Source organism: Lysinibacillus sp. FSL K6-3209 (assembly GCF_037976175.1).
Lineage (GTDB): Bacteria > Bacillota > Bacilli > Bacillales_A > Planococcaceae > Lysinibacillus > Lysinibacillus sphaericus_D.
Genome location: NZ_CP150264.1, coordinates 1,879,091 through 1,904,490, shown reverse-complemented (window position 1 = coordinate 1,904,490; position 25,400 = coordinate 1,879,091). Strand labels below are relative to the sequence as shown.

19 protein-coding genes are annotated in these 25,400 nt (G+C 37.1%); 3 read left to right on the top strand and 16 right to left on the bottom strand.

What is annotated here, in order from left to right; all coding sequences use genetic code 11:
• Positions 1-114 precede the first annotated feature (114 nt).
• From MHH88_RS09035 to MHH88_RS08975, 13 genes are all read right to left on the bottom strand, one after another.
• Positions 115-3,843 carry a S8 family serine peptidase gene (locus MHH88_RS09035; RefSeq protein ID WP_339262530.1) on the bottom strand — a complete coding sequence of 1,243 codons (3,729 nt, stop codon included), beginning with the start codon at positions 3,841-3,843 and terminating at the stop codon, positions 115-117.
• 377 nt (positions 3,844-4,220) lie between these two features.
• Positions 4,221-9,158 carry an S-layer homology domain-containing protein gene (locus MHH88_RS09030; RefSeq protein ID WP_339262528.1) on the bottom strand — a complete coding sequence of 1,646 codons (4,938 nt, stop codon included), beginning with the start codon at positions 9,156-9,158 and terminating at the stop codon, positions 4,221-4,223.
• A gap of 47 nt (positions 9,159-9,205) precedes the next feature.
• Complete coding sequence (locus MHH88_RS09025; protein ID WP_339263028.1) at positions 9,206-9,730, bottom strand: tail fiber protein; 525 nt, start codon at positions 9,728-9,730, stop codon at positions 9,206-9,208.
• A gap of 22 nt (positions 9,731-9,752) precedes the next feature.
• A complete protein-coding gene (locus MHH88_RS09020) occupies positions 9,753-10,253 on the bottom strand; it encodes a tail fiber protein (RefSeq protein WP_339262527.1) in 501 nt (166 codons plus the stop codon).
• Between the two features lie 11 nt (positions 10,254-10,264).
• Positions 10,265-10,774 (bottom strand): tail fiber protein, encoded by a 510-nt coding sequence (locus MHH88_RS09015; RefSeq protein ID WP_339262525.1) that lies wholly within the window; start codon positions 10,772-10,774, stop codon positions 10,265-10,267.
• A gap of 534 nt (positions 10,775-11,308) precedes the next feature.
• The gene (locus MHH88_RS09010) at positions 11,309-11,890 is read right to left on the bottom strand and encodes a TlpA disulfide reductase family protein (RefSeq protein ID WP_339262523.1); all 582 of its coding nucleotides are present in this window, start codon (positions 11,888-11,890) and stop codon (positions 11,309-11,311) included.
• Positions 11,891-12,034: 144 nt separating this feature from the next.
• Positions 12,035-13,441: a nitrous oxide reductase accessory protein NosL gene (locus MHH88_RS09005; protein WP_339262522.1), complete on the bottom strand. Its 1,407-nt coding sequence runs from the start codon at positions 13,439-13,441 to the stop codon at positions 12,035-12,037.
• 42 nt (positions 13,442-13,483) lie between these two features.
• Positions 13,484-13,972, bottom strand: a complete 489-nt coding sequence (locus tag MHH88_RS09000; protein WP_024363523.1) for a nitrous oxide reductase accessory protein NosL — start codon at positions 13,970-13,972, stop codon at positions 13,484-13,486.
• A gap of 206 nt (positions 13,973-14,178) precedes the next feature.
• Complete coding sequence (locus MHH88_RS08995) at positions 14,179-15,348, bottom strand: toxic anion resistance protein (protein ID WP_024363515.1); 1,170 nt, start codon at positions 15,346-15,348, stop codon at positions 14,179-14,181.
• 789 nt (positions 15,349-16,137) lie between these two features.
• Positions 16,138-17,388, bottom strand: a complete 1,251-nt coding sequence (locus MHH88_RS08990) for an ABC transporter permease (protein WP_339262521.1) — start codon at positions 17,386-17,388, stop codon at positions 16,138-16,140.
• The gene (locus tag MHH88_RS08985; protein WP_069511344.1) at positions 17,366-18,271 is read right to left on the bottom strand and encodes an ABC transporter ATP-binding protein; all 906 of its coding nucleotides are present in this window, start codon (positions 18,269-18,271) and stop codon (positions 17,366-17,368) included. Before MHH88_RS08985 ends, MHH88_RS08990 begins: the two co-directional genes overlap by 23 nt.
• A 12-nt stretch (positions 18,272-18,283) precedes the next feature.
• Entirely contained in the window at positions 18,284-18,814 is a 531-nt protein-coding gene (locus tag MHH88_RS08980; protein ID WP_069511346.1) for a DUF2812 domain-containing protein, read from the bottom strand.
• Positions 18,815-18,843: 29 nt separating this feature from the next.
• Complete coding sequence (locus MHH88_RS08975; protein ID WP_103976929.1) at positions 18,844-19,158, bottom strand: helix-turn-helix transcriptional regulator; 315 nt, start codon at positions 19,156-19,158, stop codon at positions 18,844-18,846.
• A gap of 263 nt (positions 19,159-19,421) precedes the next feature.
• On the opposite strand from MHH88_RS08975, the gene MHH88_RS08970 reads away from it, so the two are divergent.
• A complete protein-coding gene (locus MHH88_RS08970) occupies positions 19,422-20,003 on the top strand; it encodes a TetR/AcrR family transcriptional regulator (protein ID WP_339262518.1) in 582 nt (193 codons plus the stop codon).
• Between the two features lie 59 nt (positions 20,004-20,062).
• Complete coding sequence (locus MHH88_RS08965; protein ID WP_339262516.1) at positions 20,063-21,250, top strand: ABC transporter permease; 1,188 nt, start codon at positions 20,063-20,065, stop codon at positions 21,248-21,250.
• 86 nt (positions 21,251-21,336) lie between these two features.
• On the opposite strand, the gene MHH88_RS08960 is transcribed toward MHH88_RS08965, so the two are convergent.
• Entirely contained in the window at positions 21,337-21,921 is a 585-nt protein-coding gene (locus MHH88_RS08960) for a TetR/AcrR family transcriptional regulator (protein WP_339262515.1), read from the bottom strand.
• Positions 21,922-22,074: 153 nt separating this feature from the next.
• Here MHH88_RS08960 and MHH88_RS08955 point away from each other — a divergent pair, with 153 nt between their 5' ends.
• Positions 22,075-22,833 carry an SDR family oxidoreductase gene (locus MHH88_RS08955; RefSeq protein WP_339262514.1) on the top strand — a complete coding sequence of 253 codons (759 nt, stop codon included), beginning with the start codon at positions 22,075-22,077 and terminating at the stop codon, positions 22,831-22,833.
• A 56-nt stretch (positions 22,834-22,889) separates the two neighbouring features.
• On the opposite strand, the gene MHH88_RS08950 is transcribed toward MHH88_RS08955, so the two are convergent.
• Together MHH88_RS08950 and brnQ are read right to left on the bottom strand one after the other, a co-directional pair.
• Complete coding sequence (locus MHH88_RS08950; RefSeq protein ID WP_069511366.1) at positions 22,890-23,522, bottom strand: LysE family translocator; 633 nt, start codon at positions 23,520-23,522, stop codon at positions 22,890-22,892.
• A 162-nt stretch (positions 23,523-23,684) separates the two neighbouring features.
• Positions 23,685-25,034 carry a branched-chain amino acid transport system II carrier protein gene (gene brnQ / locus MHH88_RS08945; protein ID WP_339262512.1) on the bottom strand — a complete coding sequence of 450 codons (1,350 nt, stop codon included), beginning with the start codon at positions 25,032-25,034 and terminating at the stop codon, positions 23,685-23,687.
• Between the last annotated feature and the right edge of the window lie 366 nt (positions 25,035-25,400).

Below are 25,400 nucleotides of genomic sequence, written 5' to 3'. Positions count from 1 at the left end.
TCCAGCACAGCCAGTTAGTTTACTAGAGACATACATCTTAGTGTTGCTTTACAGTCCATAATAAAAAGAGAAATTGCGCAGTGCAATTTCTCTTTTTGTTTAAACTAATCGTAATTATAAGTCACCCTCGGTCACTTCATTGTTATTGTTATTGTTATTGCCCTTGCCATTTCCATTGCCGTTACCATTTCCATTTCCATTTCCATTTCCATTTCCATTTCCATTGCCGTTACCTGGCTTTACAACCAACACATCAAATGTTAGTGTATGCTCACCATACGTTACCGTAATCGTCGTATTGCCTTGACCTTTTCCTTTTACGGCACCTGCTTTTACAGTAGCAATTTTATCATTTGCTACTTCGTATGTTGCCAGATTTGTCACATCTTTTTCTGTTGTTTTACCTTCAAAAGTAGTTACTTCCGTAATTTTAACCGCAACTTCTTTACCTATTCTTGTTTCTACCTGCGCTTGGTCAATTTCTAATGTGACAATTGGTGTTTCTACATTAGGTGCTTTCACTGTCACATTTAATGTCACTTCATTCGCACCATATGACATAGTAATTGTCGTTGTACCTTCACCTACTGCCGTTACTACACCATTGACTACAGTTGCAACATTTTCATCTCCAACAACATACGTAGCTTTAGACGTTACGTCTTGCACTGTTGCTTCACCTTCTGCAGGCGTTGACGTTTCTGTTACCGTCAGCTGTGCTGTTTCTCCAGTTGTTAGGTTTAGCTCAGTTGGATTTACAGAAAGTGTCACTACTGGCTCTACTACTTCTTTTTCATAGATTACAGCTTCCCCAACATTGCCCGCAGCGTCATTAATTTTTACTGTTACAGCATTTGTTTCTGCTGTTACTGGGAATGTAAAGCTTCCGTCTTGATTTAGTTCAAAAGCAACTGGCGCTTGTACTTCCCCATTTACCGTCGCAATATAGGAAGCTTTTAATTTATCATTTAAATTGTAATTTAAACCGTATGCACTTAACGCTACATTGTAGTCAATATACTTATCTGTTACCTGACCTGTTGCAACGCCTTGCGCTACTGAACCAGTAATTTCTGGTTTAGTCGATTTGACGAAAATTGGTCCAACATAGTCTGACACTACGCCTGATGCTGCAAGACCAGTAAAGTCAATTGTATACAGACCATCTGGAATCGTTGTGGCAGGTGCTGATCCCCATGGTTTGTATTGCCCACCTACTTTTAGGGTATAAGAACCTTTTCCTAGTGCAGTACCTGCATGTAAATAGCCAATGTAGCCATCTCCATATTCTCCGCCTTCTGGATTCATAATATCCCAAAGTTCAATATAGTTCGTTGTTACATCTCCAGTTAATGTGAATGATAGTACAGCCGAGTCTTTCACTCCATCTCCGTTAAAGGAGAGATCCGTTTCTGTAATAGTCAAGTCTTTGACTTCAGTTGTTGCCTCTGCGCCAAAATCGGCTGCAAATGGCAATGAAATTTCTGTAGCGCCATTGCCGATGTAAATATAACCTAGTAATTCAGAGCCGTTTGGTGCGGAAGCTTGCGAAGCTGTTAACGTAATATTTAAAACTTGCTCACCTACTAGATTAAATGTTGGCTGGTCTACTGTAACAGTTGCATCACCAAATGTTTTTGTCACATCAATTGAAACATTATAGTTGCCACCGTTCCCTTTGATATCTTTTACTAAAACTTGTTTCGTGACAGAAATATCTCTATCTTTAAGTGATTGTGGACCGAAAGTAACAGTACCTTTCAAGTTTTCTGCCACTGCACCCGTTCCATCTAAAATTGCGCTATCAAGTGCATAAGCAAGAATTTCTGGATGAGCTGCTGCATATGCATTGACACGCCCTGCCCCTTGAGAAAATACATCGTATTTTGTCTTATCTAAAACTTTTGCTGTATTCGAAAGCGCTACTTTTACATCGAACGCATTCCAATCAGGATTTGCTTGTTTAACTAACGCCGCAATACCTGCAATATGCGGTGTTGCCATAGAAGTTCCTGTTTTACGAGCATATGCTTCAGCATAATTGGCATTAGGGAAATCTTTTTTATACATTGGAATCGTGGACATAATATTTGTCCCAGGTGCACTTACATCTGGTTTAATATCAAAGTTTGGTGTAGACGGGCCACGTGAACTTGAAGAGTTTACCTCATCACCCGTAGTATTTGTTGAAGCAAATTTACTAAAGCTTACTTTTCCTGTGCCACCTGCTAAAGCAGCGCGAATGGCTGCACCATCCGTTTGGGACATATCAAATGTTGGTAAAAACTCAAATGAATCACCAAGGAATGTGCCTGAAATGTTTGGTGCATTCGTTCCACCAGCAAAGTTATGAATAATTGTTGCAACTGCTCCATTTGCCTTTGCATTGGCAATTTTATCAACGAATGCAATACCACCACGAGAAATCAATGCCACTTTCCCCGTTACATCGATTCCTTCATAGTCTTTTACTTCTCCGTTTCCAGGGACAGCTACTAAATCAAATTCCCCTTGCAGCTGTGTTGCTACATTTTTCCCAAAAGTCGTGCCCATTAACGGAAGTTGTTTTGTTAAGTTGTAATTGCCAACGGTAACTTTGACTTCCCCGTTATACATTGTTTCAGGATTCGTTGTGTTCCCTACAGCAATTCCTAAACGAGCTGTTGCAGGCGTACCCATTGTACCGCGATTTGGGCCAGAGTTCCCTGTTGCAATAACGCCGATTGTTCCAGCTATCATTGCATTATTAATCGCAAATGAACCAGCGTCTGTTTCAGAGTTTGCTCCCCCGCCAAGCGAAAGATTGATAATGTCCATTTTTTCTAATACTGCCGTTTCAATTGCTTTTACAATACCGGATGTAGCACCACTTCCGTAAGCCCCAAGAACACGGTAAGCATAAAGGTCTACTTTTGGTGCAATTCCTTTAATACCGTATTGATTAGCTCCGATTGCTGCAATTGTTCCCGCAACATGTGTACCGTGAGAAGTATAGAATGCGCTTCCTTTTTCATTAAACTCCGGTGTTCCAACTGGACGCTCCGAAGGTAATGTTTCTGATGCATCGTTATCTGCACGAGGCTTTGTGTAAGTTGATGAATATGGAATAAAGTTTTTTCCACCTTTATAAATTCCAGCAAATTCAGGGTGATCGGCGTCAATACCCGTATCTAATACGGCTACCTTAATACCTTGTCCTTCCAATCCTTCGTTCCAAAGCTGTTCAATGCCAAGGAAAGAATTACTTGTATTCATTTGCGCTTCTAGCTGATCTTCCTTAACCAGTTCCGATGATTTCATCGTATCATCTTCTGATGCGTAAACAATGGCATCTGGTTCGATTAATGTAATGCCTTCGATTGTAAGCAATTTGGGAAGATCATTTGCTTTTACAGTTGCTGCGAAGCCATTTAAAACTGTATCGAATGTGTAGCCTTGCGTCATCTGAACATTTTTAACAGCTAACTCTTTTTGTACTTGTACTTGTTGTGCTTTTACATTAGAGCGAGCTTCATTTGCCTGAGCTTTAGAAAATCTTTGGCCTTTAAGTTGGCTTATTCCTTGCTCTAGTGCCACAGGCATTTCAGATAAATGAACAATAACTGCCACCTCTTGATTGCCTGATACATTTTGTAAGCTTTCATGGAGCGTTGGACCATCTTTAGACAAGCTTAGCTGTTCAGCGATAGCAGCCTTTAATTGAATGATACTTTCGCTTTGACCATCCTGCTTGAATGGTTTCGATTCTTCAGCACTAGCACTCGATATTGGAGCCAAGAGAGAAAGCACCATAATGAAAGCTAAAATACTACTTAAAAATGTCGTTAACTTAAACTTTTTCAAATCTCATTTCCCCTTCCTCCTTTAATTGTCACACTTTTCAGTTTAGTGTGATATTTCCAATTTATCACAAATAAACTAATTCGAATATCGTAATATTTGAATATTTTGAAATATTGATAGAAAGTAGCATTTTCAATCAGTTGAATTACATCTATATACCTAGTAATTTATTAAAAATTAGAACTTAAAAAGGATGAATGAATTATAAAATTCACATTCAATTAATCCTATAAAGATAGGAATTTTATATTAGATAGTTTAGTTATTTACAGAAAATTAGGAGAGTAGTGAGGGGAAATCGGGTGAACATTAAAATAGCTGGCGATTATTAAAAACCGCCAGCTAATAGCATCGTAATAGAAGATAATGTAATGTCCTTATTTTGTTTCATTTGTTGCTGCGGCTTGAATTTCATAGAAAGCCCAGTGATTGCTTGGAATATCCTTAAAGATTGGTACTGTGCTATCTGTCAATACTGGACGATTGAAAAGTCGATTAAGGACTTTTACCGCCTGTGCACGCGTTAGTTTCTCTTCAGGTCTAAATTGACCATTCCCTGAGCCAACCATAATACCCATCGAGCTTATGCGTTGGATTTCCTGTGCAGCCCAATGCGTAGATGCCACGTCACTGTATGTTTTGCCATTTGCTGTTATTGCACAATACGGCGTATCTGTAGTTCCTTCTGCACATTGCTTATCAATCCACCTTACAGCAATGACCGCCATTTGGGCTCTCGTTATCATATCGTTCGGACCAAATGAACCATTTTGACGACCTTGCATAATTCCTTCGGTACGAACATACTCTATATCATTTTTTGCCCACGAAGCAGCTGTATCTGCATAAAAAACATTAGACGCTTCTGGTACATTATGATTACTTAGGTTTCTTGCTAGCATTGCTGCCATTTGCGCACGTGTGACATAGGCATTCGGACGGAATGTACCATCTGCGTAGCCTTGAATATAAGAAGCAAATGACTTGTTCACTTCTGTAGGTTCCTTTTCGGGTTGTTCTTCATGCGCTTGTTCTACATTTAGTAATGTAAAAGTAGAAAAATGCTGCACATCAAAAGCAATCGCTGTTTGCCCTTTCGCAAATTCTACAATTCGTCCACGGATGATTTCGACTGAACCATTACTATGCTCTACGTAAACCATTAATTGTTCTCGTTGAGCTGAAGTTAAATTCGCTGGTAATGGTAGTAGCACTGTTACCGGACGATTTTGTAGATTTGTGTCAATCGAGATTGACTGACCAACAAGCTTTACATTAGCGCCATGACTCTGTTGTAACACTATTTCCGCTTGTTTAGCTCTGTCTTCGATTGCTTTTTGCCGTAGGGCATCCTTAATCGGAACGATTCGGAAGTAAATATCTTCATTGAAGTCAGCCATAGAAATATAGGGAACATCTATTTTGACCATCGTCATATCAATACCAAAATAGGATTTGCCCTCTAGTAATCGTTTAGCTGCCTCTCTAGCAAGTATCACCTTTGTCTCACTTGCTGGTTGCGCCATATCGGGAATGACAAGTCGAGATTTTTTATCTTCTTGATTCGCTAATTTTCGAAGAAACTCGTTTGCATTGGCCACCGTAAAATGCACGCTATCTTGGAAACTACCGTTACTAAATACACGTGTTAACACGGTTTGCAAGAGCACCTCGTTAGGCAAACGCGGATCTACTACATTCACCATAAATTGATTACTTGGTACAACGGGGTCAGGACTTGATGTTGATGATCCTCCATCTCCTGGTACAGAGTTTGCAGACCATAGCGCATACAATACAAGGTTCCCTTTCCCCATTTGAAGCGTTTGTCCTGCTTTATAAGTAACGCCTTTTCCATCAGCTTTCGTATTCCAGCCTACAAATGAAAATCCAGCTTTAGTTAAATCCCCATTATTTAACACAGTTATTGTTTCCTGTGTTTTATAACGCTTCGAATCGATAGGTACGTTCCCCCCATCCGCTCCGTTGCTGTCATACATAACGGTATATGTTGGTAATGCGCTTGTTGTAAAATACCAAGTCGTATTATTGGTAATGCCGTCATACACATTACCAGCCAAATCGCTAAATGCTCCTGCATCAATTTGAATGCTATAAGCCGTGTTATTATTAAAATCCTTTGTAGGATTTATGGTCACGCTGTGATTCGCGATTGAAACATTGGCATGTGTAACATCAATCGTTTCAACAAGTTGATTTGTAGTAGCATTGCGAATAACAATATTTTTATTCGTAACTGGCAAGACCTTTTCATTAAATGTTAACACAAGATTATCTGTAGGCTGTACATTCGTTGCCTGATGCGCAGGGAAATAGGTTGTTATTTCAGGAGCCTTTTTATCAAACACGACAACTGTTCCTGATGAAACGTCTGTCACTTGTAAGCCATCATTCCCCGCTAAATCTTGATAATCTATTGTAAAAGGAATCGGTCCCTCTGCATCACCTGACTTTAGCGTATAGCTTGCTTGCCATGTTTTAGCATCCCCATCACCTTTATCGCTTACATTTGCTGTTTGTCCTAGAATCGTAACATTTGGCGATTGAATTGCCTCACTTGTCTCAAAATCGATTGTGATACTATCATTGACCTTAGCAACTGTTGGATTAGTATTAGTTGACACCATAGTACCCTTCTTTACAGTTGGCTTTACGCCATCAACTGTAACAAAGCTGCTATCCGTTACGTCCGTTACCTCTATAGCTGCATTACCTAGCACATCTTTGAAATTGATGGTAAAAGGTGCTATGCCCTCTAAATCACCATGCGCTATCACATAAGTCGCCTGCCAGTTCGTCGAAGCGCCACTTACAGTAGCTGGTTTTCCAGCAATGGTAACAGATGGAGTTTGAATCGTTTTATCTGTTTTCATTGCTAATGCGATAGTATCGCCTACCTTTGCCTTTGTCGAATCTAGATTAGTCGATTTAATGGTCACTTCTACTGCTTGTGGCAGCACTTTATCAATCGCAAAAGCAACGGTAGTCGTGTTACCTACGCTATCTGTTACAACCAAAGTATAATTTCCGGTTGACTTTACAATAGTGCCACTTGTGAAGGGAGCTCCATTTAAGGTAGCTGTTCCTTCATTAAAACTTATTGTTACGTCAGTGTTGTAAACCCCACTATTGGCAACACCTGTTATAACTGGAGGCGTTGTATCAAGCACAATCGTATCTGAAAATACATTCGATAGATTACCAGCCGTATCCTTTAGTTGCATATAAACCGTTTTATTACCATCCCCGTTTGATAATGTCCAACTTTTCGTAGATACTTTTGACTCCCAACTGGACCAAGTAGTACCATCATTCGAAAAGCGCATTTCTATCGCTTCTCCTTCTGTATCCGTTGCCGTCATTGTTAAGGTAACATCAGAAGAACTTGTATATGCTTGTCCGTTATTAATGGTCATTGTGCCTGTAGGCGCTTGATTTTTAGTAATTTGGATTATAAACTCCTTATCAAACGTATTGCCAGCCTCATCTGTTACGCTTATCGTAATCTTATAACTATTTTTCGTATCGTAGACAAACAGCGCATTTGTCTTTAATACATTTCCATCAATCGTAAAGAAGCTTATATCCCCTGACTGTAATGCATATGTGAATGTTGGTGAACTTCCTGAATCTGTTGCTGACAGTGTCCCAACTGTTGTACCAATGGGTTTCTTTTCTTGTATAGTCGTATTACTAAGCGCAATATTGGTAGGTGGTGTAGCATCATAAATTATTTGTAATTCATTTGAAGCTTTATTGAATGCACCACTACTATTCGCAACAACTTTTTCGGGAATTTTAATTTTCACAGCTCCATCTGCAATCGGTGATATTTGTGCCGTATATGTGGTACCACTTCCTGTTAGAGAGGTAGCAATTCCATTTGTTACAGCTATATCATTGACCGTAAAACCTGTTACTGACTCACTGAATACCGTCGTTATAAGAATCGGATTGCTATTAGTTGGGCTAGTCTTATTTGATGAAATTGTCACGTTAGGACGTGCTTTGACAATAAGATTCATCGTATAGACACCGCTATCATTCATACCATCGCTTACCTTAAATGCAAACGTTGAAGCAGTACCATTATCGGTAATATATTTTAAATTCCCTGCATCTAAGTCAACTTTACTAACTGTCATACCATTTGGAATGGCTTCGGCAGCATCGAACTGCCCATTCAGATTGCTATCAAGGAAAAGTTGTCCACTAGTTGGAATGGCAGAGATTTGAATCTGTTTTAATGTGTCACCAGCATCTTCATCAGAAAAAGCAAAGGAAGTCGTATTAAATGTATACACTTGACCTTCATTGACATTTACCGTTCCATTACTGGATGTCGGTGGTTTATTTAATGTAAGTGTTGTGACCTGCTGCATCGTATAAGCACTCTTGGAGCCATCAGCATCTTTAACAATAACATTGAAATAATAGCTTGTATTAGCAGTAAGTCCTGTAACATTATAGGACATTATATCTTTAGCATAACCGCTTCCTAAAGCTGTTCCATTGGATTCAATGGCACTAACCGTATCAATATTATTACTACTAGATTGATAGACCCGGTATTCTAAATCTCCTTGAGCTGTTAAATCGTCAGATGCTTTCGCCCAGTCCAACTGTACTCCTGATGCAGTGATAGTTGAAGGCGTAATTGCGCTATTGGTAACGGTTGGCGGATTATTAGGAATATCGATTGTAAAGTGTGTAAATGTTACATCCCATATTCCCGCCTGTACAGTAGCTATATACTGTACACTGACAGTAATAACAAATGAGTGAATGCCCTCTAAATTTACCGGAATATCATAAATTGGTTCATGAAAGGCAACGGTCTTAAAGGTTACGGGACTTCCTTTTGGATTTCCATCTTGATCATATCCTTGAATCGTTAAACTTAGCGCATCGTTTGCGTTATGTTTATTAATCGTATTAATCTTTAATGATTTTAAATTAAAGACACCGCCCGCAAAGTTTTCGCCAGCGGAAATTCGAATTGATTTTGGTGGCGAATATTCATTTGCATCGATATAATATCCAGCAGGATACTGTGTCCCATCACTATACTTTAATAAATCAAAACCATCATCACTAGTACGACTTACTACAAAGCCATTATTCGTATCAGCTAGCCATGTAGGTTGTGTTAAATCTTGTGTACACTTAGGAAAATTCGGTGTATCACAACTAGCCGCCTCTACTTGAACAGGTGACAAAAAACTGATCCCAGTTAATTGGCTAAAAGTAATCAACAGCAAACATAGCATGATTATAAAAATCTTTTTTCCCATTTTGGTTCTCCTTTTTAGTTAATTCACACCCTTCGCCAAAATCATTCCTAGTTTCTAGAAGGAAACTCTCCAAATAAACAAATAATGAAATTCAACCCTAAATACGGTTGCATATTATTATGTGGTTGACTTCCACCTGCTTGATCGATCGTCATCGCATTCATGGTTGTATTTCCTGAAACTGAATAAGCAGGGAGTGAGCCCCTACCTTGCTGTTCGGTCCAGATTGCTCCCGTTGGCTCATTACTTGCTGTTGGTACATTGTTACAAGCAGCCAAATGATGATGACTAGGCATTTCTGTTGTTAGTAATGTAACAGTAGCAGAACCTCCAGTTGCGCCAATATTTCTTGTAGTTAACCCTGCACCTGTTCCTTGATGAATCGCTGCCCTCCCATTTAAATTGGGTAAAGCAAAGGTTGTCTTTCCATCTCCTCCATAAACGGTACCTAAGATGGCAAATAACGCACTATTCGAAGCTATGCTTAGTAACTGACCATTACAAAATGCCCAATTTTGTGGCGCGAAATTACCACCAAATATTCGAATTTCTCCCGTGTAGGCTTCTGACATGATTTCTTCACTTCCTTTTTCTTTAATTTCTTGGTGGATAAATGCCAACTAAAGCTATGCAATAATTCGCCACACTGTATGGCTGCATATTTTGATGCGGCTGTGAATTGCCAGATGATGATAAAGCTTGTGCATTCATATTCGTATTTGGCTCATTAACTGAATAGATCGTATCAGTGGATGTGCCCCATACATTACCAGTAGGCGTTTTCAATGAAGCATTTTCCGAACTAGCCGTGACAGCATGGTTATGCGTCGGCATTTCATTCAAGGTTAACATATGTGTTTCTTGTCCAGCTTTTTGTCCTATTGTCACACCGTTACCTACATGAACTGGAACCCTACCTCTTAAATCAGGTAAGGCAAATGTTCGAATGCCATCACCTCCATAAGTTGTGCCCAATAAGGAGTACAAGGCTTGATTTGTATTAATTTGTAATAATTGTCCATTACATAATGCCCATCCATTTGGAACGCCTGCAAAGCTAAATAATTTGATTTCACCTACAAATGCTTCAATCATCTTTTTTCCTCCTAATTAAATGATGGGTACATTCCGTAAAGAGCGATTATATAACTAATGGTTAAAAAGGGCATTACATTGTCATGAGGCGCATTTCCGCCAACACTTGAAATGCTTGTTGCCTTCATTGTGCTATTTGGTGGTTGTGTCGAATATTGCATATTTTTCGCCCAAACAGCATTTTCAGGACTAGGTGTCGTACCAGTAAGGGAAGAAGCTTTTACTAGGTGCGTATGAGCTGGAAGTTGTGATGTACTTAAAGTGACAGATTCCGCCCCCCCTATTTGCCCTATAGTATAATTAGTCCCAGTTATTGGGTTTTGCCCTTGGTGAACAACGACTCTACTTTGAAAATTTGGCAAAGCAAAATTCGATTGTCCATCTCCTCCATAAGTCGTACCAATTAAAGAAAAGAGCAATTCATTTTCTGCAATAGGTAAGAGCTGGCCATTGCACAAGCTCCATCCTTGTGGAGCATAGTTACCTGCAAACATTCGAATTTCTCCGACATATGGTTCCATCCATAACACCATCCTTTAAAATTTTTAACTTCAAACATTACATTACTGCAAAATAGATTAAATTGGTTAAATTTTTAGAATGTTTACATAAAATAATATAATATACCTATAATTAACATTTTTATTTCAACCATATCTATTAGCCTATTATGTAGTTATGATTTATCACTCCTCAATTGCAAAAAAATAAAAATGTACGTATATAATTTACAATGCAAGTTGGGTTGACATCCTTCCATTGCGAGATACTAATTTTCTCTCATATAAATACATTCAAATTAAAAATACTAAAGAAAAAAACAACCTAATACTGACAAATGTTAATAGTTAGAACAGGAACATTAAAAAATAGTTAGTCTATGACATGTATATATTGAAACTATTAGATGAACTTCAGTTTGTCGCAGTTTATCTGCATAGCCGTTTCAGCATCCTTCAAAAAAAATAGGCTACTTAAATATAAGTAGCGCTTACTAAACCATTCGATTTATCTTCCAATAAAGAAAAATAGGAGTATAACATCGTCCATTTTTATTATTTAGTCGTGTTAATCAATTCTTTCATTAATGCCTCATTCATTGGCCCTTCAATGATATTTACCATGTTTCCTTTTGTATCAATTATATAAGTCGTTGGCAGTGTAATAACTTGATATTTACTTCCTACAGACCCTTCTTCATCTAACATAATGTCAAAAGTCATACCATGTTCCTTCACAAATTGCGCAACTACCTCTTTTCCCTTATCTTTATTTGTTACGTTAACTGCTAAAATTTCTACCCCTTGATTTTGATATTCTTCGTAAATCTTTTGCATATGTGGCACTTCTTCTTGACACGGCGGACACCACGTTGCCCAAAAATTTAAAAATACCTTTTTACCTACATAATCGGATAAGTGGACTGTTTTACCTTTTAACGTTTGCAACTCAAAATCGGGTGCTCTATACTCTACTTGATTTTGCGTATCCTCTGTTGCATTCGGAGCACTGGTTTCAGTTTGCGCTGTTTCTTCTGTTTTCATTGTTTCTTTTTCATCGATTGGCTTTTTCACATTAATAGCAACAATCGTTATTAAAGTGATAATCATCATGATGGAAATCATATTTTTAACCACAAAAGTAATACCTCCAATGTAAATAAGGATAATAGATGGCTACATATAATCACACAAAGCGAAAACTCCTATCGTGATTTGTCTCAACAACAAATACGATACTGGCGTTTTCGCTTTCTATTTAGTCTCAATGACAAACGTATATTACGGCGCTATTTTATCAACCTCATATTGATAATTCATGCCCTTATTATTCGTTTTCGTATATTCCATAATATTTTCTAATTTTTCAGCCACTACATGTTCTTTGCTCATACCTAAGTAGTTTGCTGCACTTGATAAATCAGAGAAGTGGAATAGTTTCCATCCCATAATGCCTTTAGCTGTTTCGCTACTATTAAATTTTACCGTTATCGCCTTTTCAACATCAATCCAGTTATTTGTGCGTGGTGCTGTTGCGCCATAATCGCGAACATATTTATTCGTAAATGCTAAACCATTTGAATGTTCTTGATGGTACATGCATCCAATTCGACAAAAATAATGCGTATATCCTTCTTGGTCAATTGCTTTGGCAGCGTACACTTTATTTGGGTCAGTATTATGTAGATCCATACGGCAAACTTCACAATGAACCCCCGTTTGTGTTACTTCTGTAAATTCAGAAATGCCATCAATCGTAATTGTTTTTACTGCTTTATTGCCTAATTTATCTTCTGCGTATACTGTATAAACGCCATTTTTCAGCGCAATAATTTTATCTTTTTGTTTCTCATTTTGCAAAGTGGCAATTTTTGAACCTTTATCTATAAAGTATTCGACGTCTTTATCTCCATAAGCCCATTTCTGATTTTGGATTTCATTATCATCAGTGGTAAGAACTTGTATTTTTTTACTAACCGCTGTTACATCGCTTTCAGGGATTGACAATGTAATGGTTGGTGCCGCTTTATCAATATTTGTGATTGTTATGGATTTCGTTCTTTTGTTCCCATTATTGTCTATAGCAAAAACCGTATACGTTCCATTTTCACTTACTGTAAATGCGTTCTCTGTGAATATTGTGTCGGTTTCTGAAAATTGATTTGCTGGCTTTGCACCCTTTGCCCATTGTTTCAAGATTACTTTCTCATTATCTGTAACAGCTACATTCACTGTCACATCTGTCGTCGTCGGTGTTGTTTTACTTACATTCAATTCAAGGCTAGGTGCTTCTTTATTATATTTTTCCTCAGCACTCGCTTGAATTGTACTGAATTTAACTTTCTTCAAAGTACTATTATTTTTCTCTTGATACGTCTTAATATAATTATCTGCCGCTACTTCTTTTGCGAAATAAATATTTTTTAATGCATTTAATTTAACGATTGTAACCGAATCTAACGGAACCCATCTTTTTGTACTAAAATCCTTTACATTTTTTGTGCGTGTTACCCCCTCATTTAATTCATCATATAACGCTGAAAATACATCTTTATAATAAACGACTTCTCCATCTTTAATCACTTGCACATCTGTCATCGCTGCAAGGGCAGTTGAATGTTGATTACCAGTTAAAAACGCTATTACCATTACACATACAAGCAATCCAACGCGTAAAATATTTTTCATTTTTAATATGTTCCTTTCACAATTAAGCTTTTTTCTATATACCTATTGATATTTTTCAATGCTCTCTTTTTGTACGGTTTTAAACGAAACAATTTCTGTATCTGAATGTTTGGCAACATAGGCCTTGGCATCAGATGCTTTTGCAAAACAGATAAACCCATCGTCCATTGGGGATGCTAGCGTAGTTCTAACATAAGTCGCTTTTTCAGCTTGAACCCACTTTAGTGTATTGAAATCACGAACATACTTTTTATAAGTTGCTTTATTTTTTACTTCATCATATAAAAGGCACCCAATGTCGTCGTAATAAACTACCTTCCCTTTCTTCTTTATAGCCTGTCCTGAAAAAACACCCATTTTGTCTTTTTTTTGGTACACAACCATATTACAAAATGCACAATTTGTATTATTAGGTACATCCTTTTCTAAACTAGACTTAGCTGCCTCCGCATTCAGGTCGTGCTTATTGTCTATAAAATTGATAGCGAGAATACTTAACAAAATCATTCCTAAAACGACTAGTTTTTTCATTATTTCCAATCTCCTTTCAATTCACCATGATACGGTAAAAATATGAAATAAGTTGAAAATAACTGTGAAATAAATGAAAAATTTCATCGGAAAGGGATTTTTTAAGGGGATTTCCACTCAATGTAGTTTAAATATTAGTGAAAATAAAAAAACTGTAGGCAAACTTGCATTTTGCACAAGTTTGTCTACAGTCTTCTGTTTTATTATTACATTTTTTTTAGTTTTTCATATTCCAGTTGTAGTTTTTCAATACGTTTACGGCCTTCTTCACGATTTCTTGCTGTTTCTGCTTGAATTTGTTTTGTCTCTTGAATGCCTGCCATAATTGTTTGCCATGTTGTTTCAATCGTTTCAATTTTAATGCTTGGGCTACCTGCGGCACGGGCAATATTCACGCTGTTTTTACTAATATTTTCAGCATTGCGTACAAGCATTTCATTTGTACGACGATCCAGTTCACTCATTGAATCTGAAATTAGCTTTTGACGCTTTAATGTTACAGCGTGAATTAGACCTTGTTTAAAAATTGGAATTGTTGTAACAAAGGCTGAGTTTATTTTACCGATTAAATGGTTATTACCTTGTTGCATTAAGCGAATTTGCGGTGCCGATTGGAATGATACTTGCTGCGCCATTTCTAAGTCATAACGTCGTTGTTCCAATAATTCTACAGCACGTTGCATCGTTTCAAATTCCATAGCTGCTAGTTGGTCACCTGTTTGCGCTTTTTGCTCTAACATAGGTAAGGCTGAACGTACTTCTTCTGCCTTGACTTCAATAGCTGCAATAAATTTACTTAACGTTTGGAAATAGTTTAAATTTTGGTCATATAAATTTTCTAGGTCGATTGTATTTCGTTTCATTTCAACTTCATATTTTTGAATTTCACGGTAAATGACATCGACTTCTTTATTCATGCTGTCATATTTCGATAAAAATCTTTCTAATTGTTCTTTCCCTTTACTAAACAGCTTTGTCAGGAAGCCGCCTTTTTTCTCTTCCGCAAAATCTTGCGGGTCAAATTTATCCATTACTTTATTTAAATTATTTAATAAAACACTGGATTCTTCAAGTTTGCTCGCTCTCATTGTTGCCAACATTTTATCTGAAAATGTAGAAATACCATTCGCTGTTTCTTTGCCTAGCTCTAACATGGCGATTTGGTCTTTCACATCAATTTTTTGCGCAAGTGCATGCACTTCAGGATCTTTCTTTAATGCCAGTTGATTTTGTGCAATTTGTGATAACTCTTGTTCAGAAATAAGTGTTGGTGTTTGTACTGATTCAGCCTGCAACAACGGGTTAGGTTGTAGCAGTGGATTTTCGGTTGCGAATGGATCTTTTGATTTTAACAAGTCGTTGTTCATTTCAGACATAAGTAATACCCCCTGCGATTTATCTCTTTTATTACATACGATTACGAGATGAAAAAGTTTCATCTATCTCAAGCGTTTACGTGAAAGTTAAGTTAGATTGCGACACTTATCGCTTCTTCAACAAAATGACTACTCCCCAAATTATAGCTTGTTTGAACTAAAAATTCGACTGATTCTTCATTTCACCTTACATCTTTTCTAAAAATTAGTATATTAATGTCGAAAACAGTCACATTCTAGTAGCTATCAGACAGCTGACTATAATAAATATGATGTATTTTTATGAATGTTACCTCGATTTCTTTATGGGCAGGAGCAATTGATTGCAGTGGAAAGCACGACACTCTAGCAGGAACAGCACGAGCAGAAAATCCATTTTTGTGGTGTCCGCCGTTGGAGCCATGCTTGCAAAAAAGGGAGCGCTTGGAACGGAAATCAACGTTTTTTATATTATTAAAAAAAGGGGCTGGGACATAACTAAAAAAATTTAAGAAACAGACGAAAGGTGTTCATAATTTTTTGCTATATGAAGACCTTAGCTATTCTTGCTTTTGCAATTTAAAAAATTAGAAGTGTTCACTAGTTGTTGGTAGCGAAGGCGGTGACTCCAGCTTAGAACAGCACATAATGTTAGACGCTGGCATTCCGCGCGTTAGCGAGGGTTGCGGCTTACGGTGTGCTGAGCGGAAAGCACCGCCGTAGCGGACAACAACGGCATAGCAAAAAAGTGTTAGATTGATGGCAGTCAATCTAACACTTCTTCTCCTTTGTCCCAGCCTCTTTCCATCATTATGTTGTTACTTTTAATACGGTTTTAAACTTTTGAATTACGCCGCCTGTGCTATACGTTAAGACACTGCGTTTATAGAATGACAAGCTAAATAAATAAGCGACAATAATAGTCACCAATAAAATACCAAGGGACAGTAATGGCTCGATCATGCCAATATCTGTTGCCCCAATACGCATAGGCATCACCATTCCAGAAGTGAACGGAATATACGAGAAGACTTTAATAATAATTGTGTCTGGATTGCCAATACCTGACAGCATCACATAAAAACCGATTAAGGTAATCATCATTGCAGGCATCAATACTTGACCTGCTTCCTCTACTTTCGATACTAATGAGCCGAATAATGCACCGACTATTAAATATAAAATAATTGTTAATACTAAAAATAGTATCGCATATAACACATAGCCAACCGATAGCTCCTTCACAATGCTTGTCGCCATTTCCCAAATCACACCGTTTTTCGCGAATTTTGCATAGATAAGGAAGACTACTGCAATAATGCCCATTTGCGTCATAGCTAGCAGCAAGACACCTGCAATTTTTGCTTTAAAATGCGTTGCTGGTTTCACACTTACTAATAGCATTTCCATCGCACGTGAGCCTTTTTCAGAAGCAATTTCAGTTGTAATCATTGATAGGAACGTAGAAATAAAGAAGTAAATTAAAATACCGACAGCATAGGATACCCAAAGCCCTGATTGCTTTTCTTCCTCACTTTTTCCGCCAGTAGATGCTTCATTTAAATTTTTATTTGAAATAACCGTTTTTGCTGCCATAATTTGTGCGGCTTGGTCTGAAGTTAGAGATAGCTTTTGCACAGCATAATGCTGACCTGCATATTGTAATAAAGATGATATCGTCGATTGATCATTTAGCTTTAACGGTTGAAATGTTGAAATTTCCGCATGCAATTGACCGTTCTGATCACTTACTTCAACAAGTGCAGCGAGCTTCCCGTCCTTGACTTGTTGTTCCAACTTTTTAATATTTGACTCATCTTGAATAAATGTTATATCACTATTGGACACAAAAATCCCGCTTAAATCTGCGCTCGTATTATTAACAATGGCAATTTGCTGCGCCTCATCATTGCCTGTAAAAAGCTCCTTAATATCCGACCAAAAAATAGCAACGGACATCGCAATTACATATAGAAGGGTCATTGATATAAATGATTTCGATTTTAATTTTGATTTGTATAATTGCTTCATTAACAAACTAAACTTCGACAACGGTACCACCTACCTTATCTTTAAAGATTTCGTCCAATGTTAAATAATCTAAACTAAATTTTTCAATATACTTGCCCGCTGACAACTGTTGGAAAATACTTTCTGCAAAACGTTCATCTTCAAGCAATAACACTGTTTGCTCTTTTTCTACACGCACATCTTTCACACCTTCGAGCTGAAGTAATTCCGTAGTAGACCAATTACTACGCACAGACAGCTTTGTTTTCCCATATTGTTTCTTTAAATCTAATAAACTACCGGAAAATAAGGAGACGCCCCGCTTTAGTAAACATAAATGATCACAAAGTTCTTCCACATTATCCATTTGGTGACTTGAAAATAAAATGGTTGTACCTTGTTCTTTTAACAGTAAAATGGCATCTTTTAGTAAATCTTTATTTACGGGGTCAAGACCACTAAAAGGCTCATCTAAAATTAAAAATTGGGGTTTATGAATAAAGCTTGCAATCAACTGTACTTTTTGCTGATTGCCTTTTGATAGGGTTTCTGCTTTATCTTTGCGCTTTTCTTCTAAGTCAAAACGGCTAATCCAAAAATCAATATCTTTTTTAAGCTCTGCTTTTTTCATGCCTCGCAGTTCTCCAAAGAAGTATAATTGGTCCTCTACTTTCATCGTAGGAAAAATCCCACGCTCCTCTGGTAAATAACCAAGTACATCTCGGTTAATCGAATTGACTGGCTTCCCATTCCAAGATATCGTACCAGCAGTTGTTTCCTGTAAATCTAAGATCATACGAAAAGTCGTTGTTTTGCCCGCACCATTTTGACCAATAAGCCCAAAAATCTCACCTTTCTCAATAGTGAAATTTAAATTATCCACCGCTGTGAAATCTTTATATTTTTTTGTGACATGCTGTAATTGTAATGTCATCTTTCATCCTCCCTACCCCTCAAATATATGTAAATCATGTTCCAAATGCTTTTTACGTCTTTGAATTTTTCGAATCGGTACATACATGAACAGCGCCATCACCATATTCAAGATGCCAAGATTAATAGACATGAACGCTACTGGCGACGCCGTAAATCCCGTAATGATATTGAAAATGCCAATGATAATATTGAGCAACGCAATTGGGATAAACAATCTAGTGATTGATTTTAAATATTGTATTTTAGAAGGTGCGTCTGAGAATAATTCAAAGTCCCCATCAATCGCTTCTTTTCGATAATATGCCCAAACACCGAATTTAGAAACGCATTCAATATTCATCGTTTCCAAAAATTCATAATAATCTTTCTTTTTACCTTCAACTAATTCATTGCGGTAAATATACTTTCCTGGCTCGCCTTGTTCAAATACAAAGAAACTTATTATGTTTTTTTGTAAATGCCATCCTTGTGCAGCCAATTCATTTACCCATGCCTCTTCTTTTTCATAATCTAAAAAAAAGCGAAATTTAATTTTTTTCATGTCAACACCTCCTACATGCAAATGCGTTTTTAAGCTTTTCCATTCGTTATACGGATACCATTGTCAAAAAGTTCCCTTAATCTCAAAATTTCGTATTCAACCACTTTCTTCCCATTTTCTGTAATTATATATTCCTTCTTGCGTCCATCATCGTCCAATGCCTCAATCCATTGTCGCTCCAACAATGTTTTGATAGCGCCGTATATTGTACCTGCGCCAAGACGAACACGACCTTTACTCATTTCTTCCACTAATTGCATAATGCCATAGCCATGACGCGCTTCAAATAATGCCAACAAAATATAATAAACACCCTCAGTTAACGGAGGATATTCCTGTGTCATACTAAAACCTCCTTCAATATATCGTCTAACAATATATCGGCTGACGATATAATTAAAATATATCAACGTCCGATATAGTTGTCAACAACGATAATAGAATAGTATGGCATAAACATTTAAATACCATACTTGTTTACCCACGAACCAAACGTTAGAGTTCGACTTCCTACATTTTTTAATAATTTAGCGCTTTATTTTTATTGCCAATCTAAATAGCGCATGGTAGCATGTAAGTAACTACTTGCATAGGAGGACTTAGTTTATTGGCAACAAAAGAAACAGCACAACGCATAATTGATGCAGCCTTACAATTAATTAGCGAAAAAGGTTATACCGCAGCCACAACGAAGGCAATCGCCGACTTAGCACAAGTCAATGAAGTCACTATTTTCCGCCATTTTGGCAATAAGGAAGGGCTCTTAAAAACGATTGTAGACAAATTTTCTTACAACCCAATTTTGCAAAAAACAATGCGTGAAGAGGTGACATGGGATTTAGAAACGGATTTATCCCGCTTTTCAATGCAATATTTCGAGTATATGATGTCTATCAAGGACTTTGTGATGATTGGCTTTAAGGAATCGATGCAATTTCCTGAAATAAATGCTGAAATAGCAAATGTTCCTTTACTCTTTAAAAATGAACTAATACATTACTTTAAGGAAATGCATCATAAAGGAAAAATTCGCGAGGTCAACTTTGAAGCGGCTGCACTATCTCTTATAGCCCTTAATTTTGGTCACTTTATTTCACGCGCTCGATTAGGTACAATCGTTTCTACCCTTCCAACAGAAGAACTGTTAAAAACAAGTGTTGCAATTTTTTCTAGGGGTTTAACTTCCTAGAAAAAATTTTTCCCTACAATGCAAGCAAGTACTTACTTTATAGGAGGCAATAAGAGGATATGACAAAAGGATTACAAGCATTATTTAAAATTCGTGAAACTTATATTGGCATTGTCGCTACAGTTGCATTTCAATTAATATTTTTTTCTATTTGGATGACAGCATATGATGGCATAAATGATCGAACAGATAATTTAACAATTGGCTATATTAGCGAGGATACTGCCTTTGGGCAAGAAGTAATAGATGGGCTTAAAGAGTCTTTGCCCTTTGCGTCCAAAGACTATTCTTCCATTGATATAGCGGAAAAGGATTTGGAAAACCGTTATATTCATATGATAATTCACATACCTGCTGACTTCACTGCTCAGCTCAAAGCAGGTAAAGACGCAAACATTATTTATTCTATTAATCAGGCGAACGCAAGCCTTGCCAAAACAATGATGGAGGGCGTAGCAAAACAGACTACAAATGAAATCAATCATCAGCTATATCCTGTACAGCAAGGAGAAATTGTCAAAGCGTTTTCACAACAATTCTCGCAACTTCCAATAGAACAAAACACCGCCTTGCTTGTTCAGGATACTGTCACGACAACCATTATGGGTGTAAAAGATCGTATCGTTGAATCGACTATTATGAAAACAAATGATGTGAAAGAGTTTGCTGCGAATTTTGTCCCGTTAATGGTGATTATTTCTTCATTCGTTGGTGCAATGGTGATGATTATGCAACACCAACAAGCAGCCCAAATGCTTCAAGATAGCGTTTCGAAATGGTCTTTATTTTTTGCAAGACAATTGCTCAATTTTGCTGTTGCATTTATTTTGCCCTTACTAACAATTGGTTTAATGCAGCTATTTGCGATTTCGAGTGATGAAAGTTTAATTACTATTTATTTATTCCAAGGTTTTATGTATTGGGCTTTCCTATGTTTAGCACAAGTTTTTGTTATCTTATTTGGTAATCTTGGCATGGTCTTTAATATTTGTGCACTGTCATTGCAGCTTGTTACATCTGGTGTCCTCGTACCGAATGCGTTGCTTTCAGAATTTTACCACCGCCTCGCTTCTCTTTTGCCAGCGACATACGGTGCTGACGGTTACTATACAATTATTTTTGGCGGTAACACTGAAAGCTTGATAAGTAATAGCAGTTCATTAGGTATGATTATCGTTGTTACACTAGCAATCGCAATCGTAGCAGTTGCACTAAAAAAACCTAAAGCCCTACAGCTCAATAATTGAACAAAAGAGGAAAATGTTAGATTGATGGCTTTCAATCTAACATTTTTTTGCTAGTTTACGAGTATTTCAAGTATAGTGGCGATTTTTTATTGTTTGTGGCGATTTCCACTATTTTCTTCAAACCGTAAAATGGCAGCGAGTTGCTTGTTTAGTTCACTGGCACTTTCCGCAAAATCATGCCGATACCACTCAATTATTATGCCAATTATGGCATTTGCTTGATAAGCACTATAAAAATCCGTCTTTATTTCCCCAATTTTATTTTGCGCTAAATCTCTTTTTAGTAACGATTGTATTTCATCAAACAACATATAATAGTAGGTTAGCGGAACATTTTTAGAAAAAACAATGCGATAAAATAGTTTAAAACGCTCTATATGATGAAAAATCTGGATCGTATTTGGATCTAGCTCGTTTTTAATAATAGTCGATGCTGCACGGTAAGGTTCCTCATAAGCATGATATAAATCCTCAACAATTTCCTGAAAATATTCTTCAAACAACTTTTCCTTTTGTTCGTAATGTAAATAAAATGTCCCCCTATTCACTTTTGCCACACGACATATTTCAGCAATCGATATATTTTCTAGCGGTTTGTCACTTAGCAACGTGAGCAATGCATTATGTAACGCCTGCTTTGTTTTGACTACTCGTAAATCGTTCACGGTCAATTTTTTCTACCCCTTACTATACAATTTTTTAAAATGTGTTGCTTACTGAACAGTTCTATGAATTCTGCATATTGAAATCGCTTACATGGATATTATAATATTTTAATGAACACATGTTCAATAATTAATCGTTAGAATAGGAGGTCTTTTGACATGAGATTAGAAAATAAAGTAGCAATTGTTACAGGTGCAGCATCAGGTATGGGGAAAGCAATCGCAGAAGGTTATGCTAAAGAAGGTGCGAAAGTCGTTGTTTCAGATTTAAATTTAGATGGTGCGCAAGCTGTTGTGGATGGTATTCAGGCGTCTGGTGGCACAGCTATCGCTATACAAACAAACGTTGCTCTAGCAGAAGACTTGCTACGCTTATTTGATGAGACCAAAAACCATTTTGGTAAACTAGATATTTTAGTTAACAACGCGGGTATTATGGATGGTATGGAGCCTGTCGGTGAAATTTCCGATGAGCGTTGGGATAAAGTATTTGCTGTCAATACAACAGCTGTTATGCGCTCAATGCGTATGGCAACAGAAATTTTCCTTGAGCAAGGGCATGGGGTCTTTGTTAATAATATTTCTGCTGGCGGACTTTATGGTGCTCGCGCAGGCGCTGCCTACACTGCCTCTAAACATGCCGTCGTAGGCTTAACAAAAAATACAGCTTTTATGTATGCCAATCAAAATATTCGTTGCAACGGGATTGCACCAGGTGCTGTTATGACTAACATTGGCTCAACAATGACCAATATGAGTGAAGTCGGGGCGGCTCGTCAGGCACTTGGCTTGTCCATCAATCCTCGGGCTGGACAACCAGAAGAAATTGCCCAACTTGCTATATTCTTAGGTTCAGATGAAGCGAGCTTTGTAAATGGTCAGGTTATTGCCGTAGATGGTGGTTGGACTGCCTACTAAGGGTAATAAAAAGCACGCAATGGAAATTGACCATTGCGTGCTTTTTTTCAATTTTCCTATACTTTTTCAGTGGCAATGCGAACACCAATGCCTACTAACATTACACCTGTTATTTTATTAAACATTGCTTGTACAGTCTGCTTCATAAACCATTTGCGGATTACATTCATCACAAGAATGACAATGCCAAGCCAAACAATGGATAAGGCAATTAAAATACCTGCTAACACTATTAATTGCGCGTTAATATTAAAATTTGGTTGAATAAATTGAGGCATTAATGTTACATATAATAGCAATGTTTTTGGGTTTAATAAGTCCGTTGTAATGCCTTGGGTCATGCAACTAAGCGGCATATTTTTTTCTCCATTTTCTTTGATAGTAACCTCTTCTTGCAACATCATATTTTGTGCCCTTGCACGCCATGACTGAATACCTAAATAAATTAAATAAGCTGCACCAGCATACTTGATCACTAAAAATACGACCATTGATTTTGATATAATCGTTGCAAGACCAAGTACTGCTAAAGTTGTCCACACGATTAGTGCTAGGACAATCCCTACCATTGTAAAAAAGCCTGCTTTTTTGCCATGTACGATTGTATTTTTTAAAACTAGCAGTGAATCTACTCCAGGCACCATAACAATCATTAGCGCCACTGCTGTAAACATCCAAAGTTCGTGCATTTGCTCACCTTCTCCTTATCACAATCATAAGTAACATTATAAATTAAATTGAATAAATTTTCTGCATATATTATTTTCGTATATAAAAATAAGAAAAAGTGTTAGATTGACATTTATTCAATCTAACACTCTTTTATAGGTACAATCACTTAAATAGCAAAACTATTGAATGGTTTTAGTTTGTTTTGAAGGCAAAATCAAGCCAATCACTACCCCAATGACAGCAGGTAATATCCATCCTAAACCGATATCATATAGTGGTAAAACATCGGAGTATAGTTGCTCTATTGTGTCTAACCAGCTTAATTGTGCCTCAGGTATACTAATAATGAGCGCTTTGTAGCCGTCGATGAGACTAACGAAAAACGTCAAAAACATAGCTGATGCGTATACAGCTTGCTTATTGTTAAATAATGAAGAGCTTAAAGCAAGTAAAATCAGAACAATGGCAAGTGGATATAAGAACATAAGCACTGGAATAGCAAATTGTATAATATTATTTAAACCAAAGTTCGCAATAGAGAAGGACACGACACACAATAATAGAACAAACATTTTATAGCTAACCTTTGGAAACACTTCATGGAAAAATTCACTACAAGAAGTAATTAAGCCAATACTCGTTTTTAAACAAGCTAGCACAATAATGACCGCTAATAAAATTGCACCAAATGAGCCAAAATAATGATCTGCAACCGCTGCGAAAATTAAACCACCGTTGTCAAATGTTCCAATAGATTCAATACTAGATGCGCCCATATACGTAATAAGTCCGTAAATTAACGTCATTAGTGCCATCGCAAAGATGCCTGATTTCCATGTTGCCTTAGCAATTTCTTTACGATCTGTAATCCCTGCATTTTTAATAGCATTGATGACAACGATACCAAATGCTAGCGATGCTAGTGCATCCATTGTATTATAGCCTTCTTTAAAGCCAGTCATAAAGGAAGATTGAATATAATCACCTATTGGCTGTTGAAAGTGCCCCATCGGCTTTACAATACTAATAATTATTAAAATAAATAAGACAACTAAAAAGGCTGGTGTTAATACCTTCCCGATATAATCCATAATCTTCGCTGGATTTAACGAGAAATAGTAGACAATGGCAAAAAATATAAAGCTAAACAAAGCCAGTAACATGGTTGTATGTTCCGCATTAATATACGGTTCAAAGCCAACGACAAATGGCACTGTTGCCGTTCGTGGAATAGCAAAGAAAGGACCAATTGTTAAGTATAACGCTAATGAAAAAATAACGCCGAATAAAGGATGAATACGACTCGCTAAATCACGCAGTCCATTACTGCCCGATAAACCAATCGCTAAAATACCTAAAAATGGTAATCCGATTGCCGTTACTAAAAAACCGACAAGAGCAAACCAAAAGTTAGTCCCTGCTAGTTGTCCAAGTTGAATTGGAAAAATAAGATTTCCTGCTCCAAAATACAGTCCAAATAACATCGTTCCAATGACTGCATATGTAGAAAAAGGTATTTTCTTTTGCATAATTGATGTACTCCTTAGATGTGTTTGACTATAGCAAATATCAATTACGCTTTAGCGTAATTGCGTCCTGATTTTTTTCGAGCTTGCTCGAAATGCTCCTCTTCAAAATCTGTGACATCCGCCGGAGGCTTTCTTGCTTCACCCTATTGAAGCAAGAATAATTACGCCTTAGCGTAATTGCGTCCTGATTTTTTTCGAGCTTGCTTGAAATGCTCCTCTTCAAAATCTGTGACATCCGCCGGAGGCTTTCTTGCTTCACCCTATTGAAGCAAGAATAATTACGCCTTAGCGTAATTGCGTCCAGATTTTTTCGAGCTTGCTCGAAATGCTTCATTTAGAATGTAAAATATCCAATGAAGCTTTTCT